Raw genomic sequence first — 4,161 nt, 5'->3', positions numbered from 1 at the left:
TACCGGAGCCGATCGCTGCCGCGTGTCAACGGCTCGGCGGGAAAGGTGAGTTCGGGCACGCCTGCCGGTTCAGGGAAGGTCCGCGGCCTCAGCAGAGGCTCTCGTCCAGTCCCTCGGTGTCCTCGCCCTCCTCCTCCAGCGCCTGTCTGACCACCCGCAACGCCATGCCCTCCGCATATCCCTTGCGGGCCAGCATCCCCGCGAGCCGGCGCAGCCGCCGGTCGCGCTCCAGACCGCTGGTCGCCCGGAGCTTGCGGGCGACCAGCTCGCGGGCCGTCGCCTCCTCCTGATCCGCGTCCAGTTGCCCGACCGCCTCCTCGATCAGAGCGGCGTCCACTCCCTTCGTACGCAGCTCGCGCGCGAGGGCCCGTCTGGCGAGTCCTCTGCCGTGGTGCCGTGACTCCACCCAGGCGTCCGCGAACGCCGCGTCGTCGATCAGTCCCACGTCCTCGAAGCGGGAGAGCACCTCCTCGGCGGCATCCTCGGGGATGTCTCGCTTCTCCAGCGCGTCGGCCAGTTGCTTACGGGTGCGCGGAGTCCCGGTGAGCAGGCGCAGACAGATCACCCGCGCCCGCTCCACCGGATCCTGGGGCGACAGCTCCTGCTCGGCCCTCGACGAGTCGAAGCTGTCGCCCGGTCCTTCCGCTCGCCGCCTCTTCTCACCAGGCACGGTACGGATCAGCTCTTGGCCGCTGCCGCCTTGGCCGACTTGGCCTTGGAGGCGGGAGCGGTGGCGGGCGCCGACTTCGCCGGGTCCTCGGCCGGGGCCGGAGCCGGAGCAGCACCGGCCGCGTCCGCGGCGGGCTCGGCCTTCGTCTCCGGCCTGACACCGATCCCGAGCTTCTCCAGGATCTTCTTCTCGATCTCATTGGCGAGATCGGGATTGTCCTTGAGGAAGTTACGGGCGTTCTCCTTGCCCTGGCCGAGCTGATCGCCCTCGTACGTGTACCAGGCGCCGGCCTTCCGTACGAAGCCGTGCTCCACGCCCATGTCGATCAGACCGCCCTCGCGGCTGATGCCATGGCCGTAGAGGATGTCGAACTCGGCCTGCTTGAAGGGCGGCGCGACCTTGTTCTTGACGACCTTGACCCGGGTGCGGTTGCCGACGGCGTCCGTGCCGTCCTTCAGCGTCTCGATCCGACGGATGTCGAGACGCACCGAGGCATAGAACTTCAGCGCCCGGCCACCGGTCGTGGTCTCCGGCGAGCCGAACATCACACCGATCTTCTCGCGGAGCTGGTTGATGAAGATCGCGGTGGTCTTCGACTGGTTGAGTGCGCTGGTGATCTTCCGGAGCGCCTGGCTCATCAGCCGCGCCTGGAGACCCACGTGCGAGTCGCCCATCTCGCCCTCGATCTCCGCGCGCGGCACCAGGGCGGCGACGGAGTCGATGACGATGAGGTCGAGTGCTCCGGAGCGCACCAGCATGTCCACGATTTCGAGCGCCTGCTCGCCGTTGTCCGGCTGGGACAGGATGAGATTGTCGATGTCGACGCCGAGCTTCTTCGCGTACTCGGGATCGAGGGCGTGCTCGGCGTCCACGAAGGCCACCGCGCCGCCCGCGCGCTGCGCGTTGGCCACGGCGTGCAAGGTCAGGGTCGTCTTGCCGGAGGACTCGGGACCGTACACCTCCACCACGCGTCCGCGCGGCAGGCCGCCGACGCCCAGGGCGACGTCCAGCGCGGTCGATCCGGTGGGGATGACCTCGATCGGCTCGTTCGGCCGCTCGCCGAGGCGCATCACCGCGCCCTTGCCGAATTGCCGTTCAATCTGTGCGAGCGCGGCGTCGAGCGCCTTCTCGCGGTCGGTTCCTGCCATGGGTTCCACCCGATTTGCTTGTGTCGATCGCTTCACGTCGATGACGCTATCCCCTGCCACTGACAACGCGTCCCGACGTCCTCCCGGCCTGTGGACAACTCCGCTGAAACTCCATCGGTGTCCGCGCGCGATCCGCACGGCCGACCGGACCCCTATAAGAATGGATGTTCGATTTTAGTGTCAAGCGTTTCCCATGGCATGCCGAAGACGGGCCATGCGTAGGAACTCTGCGCGAGCCCATACGCGAGGCCCGTGTCGGCTACGGCTGCCGGTCGTCCTGCCGGGGCCCGTCGGCCACCGCCTGGGCCGCCCGGACAGGCTCCGGACCGTCGTCGGCCCGCAGCACGCGCCGTAGCTGCCGCAGGACCGACCGTCCGGGGCGCGGCCTGCCGCCCCGCACCCGCGCGTCGTCCATCACGTCGTACCGCTTCACATACGCGCCGAGGAACGCCTGCAACGTGGCGACCGCCGGGATCGCGATCAGCGCGCCGACCGCGCCCAGCAGCGCCGTACCGGCGACGACCGAGCCGAAGGCCACCGCGGGATGGATGTCGACGGTCCTGGCCGTGAGCTTCGGCTGGAGCATGTAGTTCTCGAACTGCTGGTAGATCACCACGAATCCGAGCACCCAGAGCGCGTACCAGGGATCGGTGGTGAAGGCGATCAGCATCGGCAGAGCGCCCGCCAGATACGTACCGATGGTCGGAATGAACTGGGAGACCAGCCCTACCCAGATCGCGAGCGCCGGTGCGTACGGCACGCCCAGGATCTCCAGCACGATGTAGTGCGCGACTCCGGAGATCAGCGCCATCAGTCCGCGGGAGTAGAGATAACCGCCGGTCTTGTCGACCGCGATCTCCCAGGCGCGCAGCACCTCCGCCTGCTTGGCGGGCGGGAGTACGGAGCAGAGCGCGCGCCGCAGCCGGGGCCCGTCGGCCGCGAAGTAGAACGAGAACAGGAAGATCGTGAGCAGCCGGAACAGCCCGCCCAGCAAGGTGGTGGAGATGTCGAGGACGCCGGTCGCGCTGTTCTCCACGTACTTCTGGAGCCAGTCGGAGTGCAGCAGGCTGTCCTGGACGGCTACCCGGGACAGCTCCGTACGGAAGGTCCCGTTCAGCCAGTTGATCACCGAGTCGAGATACTGCGGAAAGGATTCGACCATGTCGATGATCTGGCTCGCCAGGATCGAGCCGAGCATCACCACAAAGCCGACGCACACGACCAGCACCGCGAAGAAGACCAGGAATGTGGCGAGTCCACGCCGCATTCCACGCGCCGCCATCCGGCTCACCGCGGGCTCGACCGCCAGCGCGAGGAAGAAGGCGATCAGCACATTGATCAGCAGTCCGATGAGCTGATGGAACGCCCAGCTTCCGAGCTGGAAGCACGCGACGAGCGCCAGCGCGAGGATCATGGCGCGTGGCAGCCAGCGTGGCATGGCGACCTGACCGCCGGTCCTGCCGCCCGCCTCCGCGCTGTTCCCTCCGCCGCTGCTCCCGCTTCCCGTACTCCGGCTTCCCGATCCGGCATCGGCACCAGCACCCGCCTCGGCGGCCGAGGCAGGCTGCGGCGCCGACGCGTCCACAGGAGCGCTCGGTGAGGGAATCGGCGGAGCGCCGGGCGATCGCCCGCCCGCCACGTCCGGTGCGGTTTCGTCGGTCTCGTCAGTCGGTGCCACCGGGCCAGTGTCGCCCACCGCCGAGGCATCCGGTCCCTGGTCGCGGCCCTCTCCGGCCACCGGCGTGCCCGTCACCGCTTCTCCGGCGGAACGCCCATGGCGGCGCAGACCGCCCGCCAGACATCCTTCGCCTCCCAGCCCGCGTCGAGCGCCTCATGCACCGTACGGCCGCCCAGTTCGGCCATCACATGGTCACGGGCGAAGGAGTCGGCGTAGGCGGCGCCGAAGTAGTCCGCCATCCGCTCCCAGAAAATCGTCAACCGCATGGCACCAGTATCGCGTCCCTGAGAGTGCCGCGGGGCCGGTCTCCGTTGCCTCCGGCACTTTCCGCCCGACGGTCGGAGCATGGCTGGCACAGCGGCAACGACCGCGTCACCTCTCGCCCGCGATCTGCTCGCGACCGGACCGGTGGTGGGGCTGCTGCACCGGAACGAGGTGTGGCACGCCCGGCTCTTCCGCGCCACCGACTTCTCGCCAGGGCGCCGGGGACCGCGCTGGAGTGGCGGCCGATCGTGACCATCGAGGCGCCGCGGACCCTGCGCGCTCACGGCCGACCGCTCGACGGGCGCTAAGGGCTGTCCCGTAATCGCTGGTGGGTCAGCGCACGGCGTCAGATGGAGGGGGTGCCTCCCGTGCCGTTCAGGCTACGGGGGAGCATCGCAAGG

General features: G+C 69.1%; 4 protein-coding genes and 1 pseudogene. 1 reads left to right on the top strand and 4 read right to left on the bottom strand.

Annotation, left to right across the window (positions count from 1 at the left end; all coding sequences use genetic code 11):
* Window positions 1-88: 88 nt before the first annotated feature.
* The 4 genes and pseudogenes from recX to GA0115259_RS23495 form a co-directional block, all read right to left on the bottom strand.
* Window positions 89-760 (bottom strand): annotated as a pseudogene (gene recX, locus GA0115259_RS23510) (recombination regulator RecX); the annotation flags it as partial.
* Window positions 679-1,818 carry a recombinase RecA gene (gene recA, locus GA0115259_RS23505; protein ID WP_093600704.1) on the bottom strand — a complete coding sequence of 380 codons (1,140 nt, stop codon included), beginning with the start codon at window positions 1,816-1,818 and terminating at the stop codon, window positions 679-681. The pseudogene recX and the gene recA, both read right to left, overlap by 82 nt.
* A 259-nt stretch (window positions 1,819-2,077) precedes the next feature.
* Window positions 2,078-3,256, bottom strand: coding sequence for an AI-2E family transporter (locus tag GA0115259_RS23500; RefSeq protein ID WP_093600707.1), 1,179 nt, complete (start codon window positions 3,254-3,256; stop codon window positions 2,078-2,080).
* Between the two features lie 311 nt (window positions 3,257-3,567).
* Window positions 3,568-3,762 carry a DUF3046 domain-containing protein gene (locus GA0115259_RS23495; protein WP_093600701.1) on the bottom strand — a complete coding sequence of 65 codons (195 nt, stop codon included), beginning with the start codon at window positions 3,760-3,762 and terminating at the stop codon, window positions 3,568-3,570.
* 79 nt (window positions 3,763-3,841) lie between these two features.
* On the opposite strand from GA0115259_RS23495, the gene GA0115259_RS40520 reads away from it, so the two are divergent.
* Window positions 3,842-4,012 (top strand): hypothetical protein, encoded by a 171-nt coding sequence (locus GA0115259_RS40520; RefSeq protein ID WP_176732628.1) that lies wholly within the window; start codon window positions 3,842-3,844, stop codon window positions 4,010-4,012.
* Window positions 4,013-4,161 lie beyond the last annotated feature (149 nt).

The organism is Streptomyces sp. MnatMP-M17, assembly GCF_900091995.1.
Lineage (GTDB): Bacteria > Actinomycetota > Actinomycetes > Streptomycetales > Streptomycetaceae > Streptomyces.
This window is presented reverse-complemented; position numbering and strand designations above follow the sequence as displayed.

Coding starts and splice junctions, on each gene's coding strand:
- GA0115259_RS23500 (WP_093600707.1), bottom strand. CDS start 3,256: ATGCCACGCTGGCTGCCACGCGCCATGATCCTCGCGCTGGCGCTCGTC.
- GA0115259_RS40520 (WP_176732628.1), top strand. CDS start 3,842: ATGGCTGGCACAGCGGCAACGACCGCGTCACCTCTCGCCCGCGATCTG.
- GA0115259_RS23495 (WP_093600701.1), bottom strand. CDS start 3,762: ATGCGGTTGACGATTTTCTGGGAGCGGATGGCGGACTACTTCGGCGCC.
- recA (WP_093600704.1), bottom strand. CDS start 1,818: ATGGCAGGAACCGACCGCGAGAAGGCGCTCGACGCCGCGCTCGCACAG.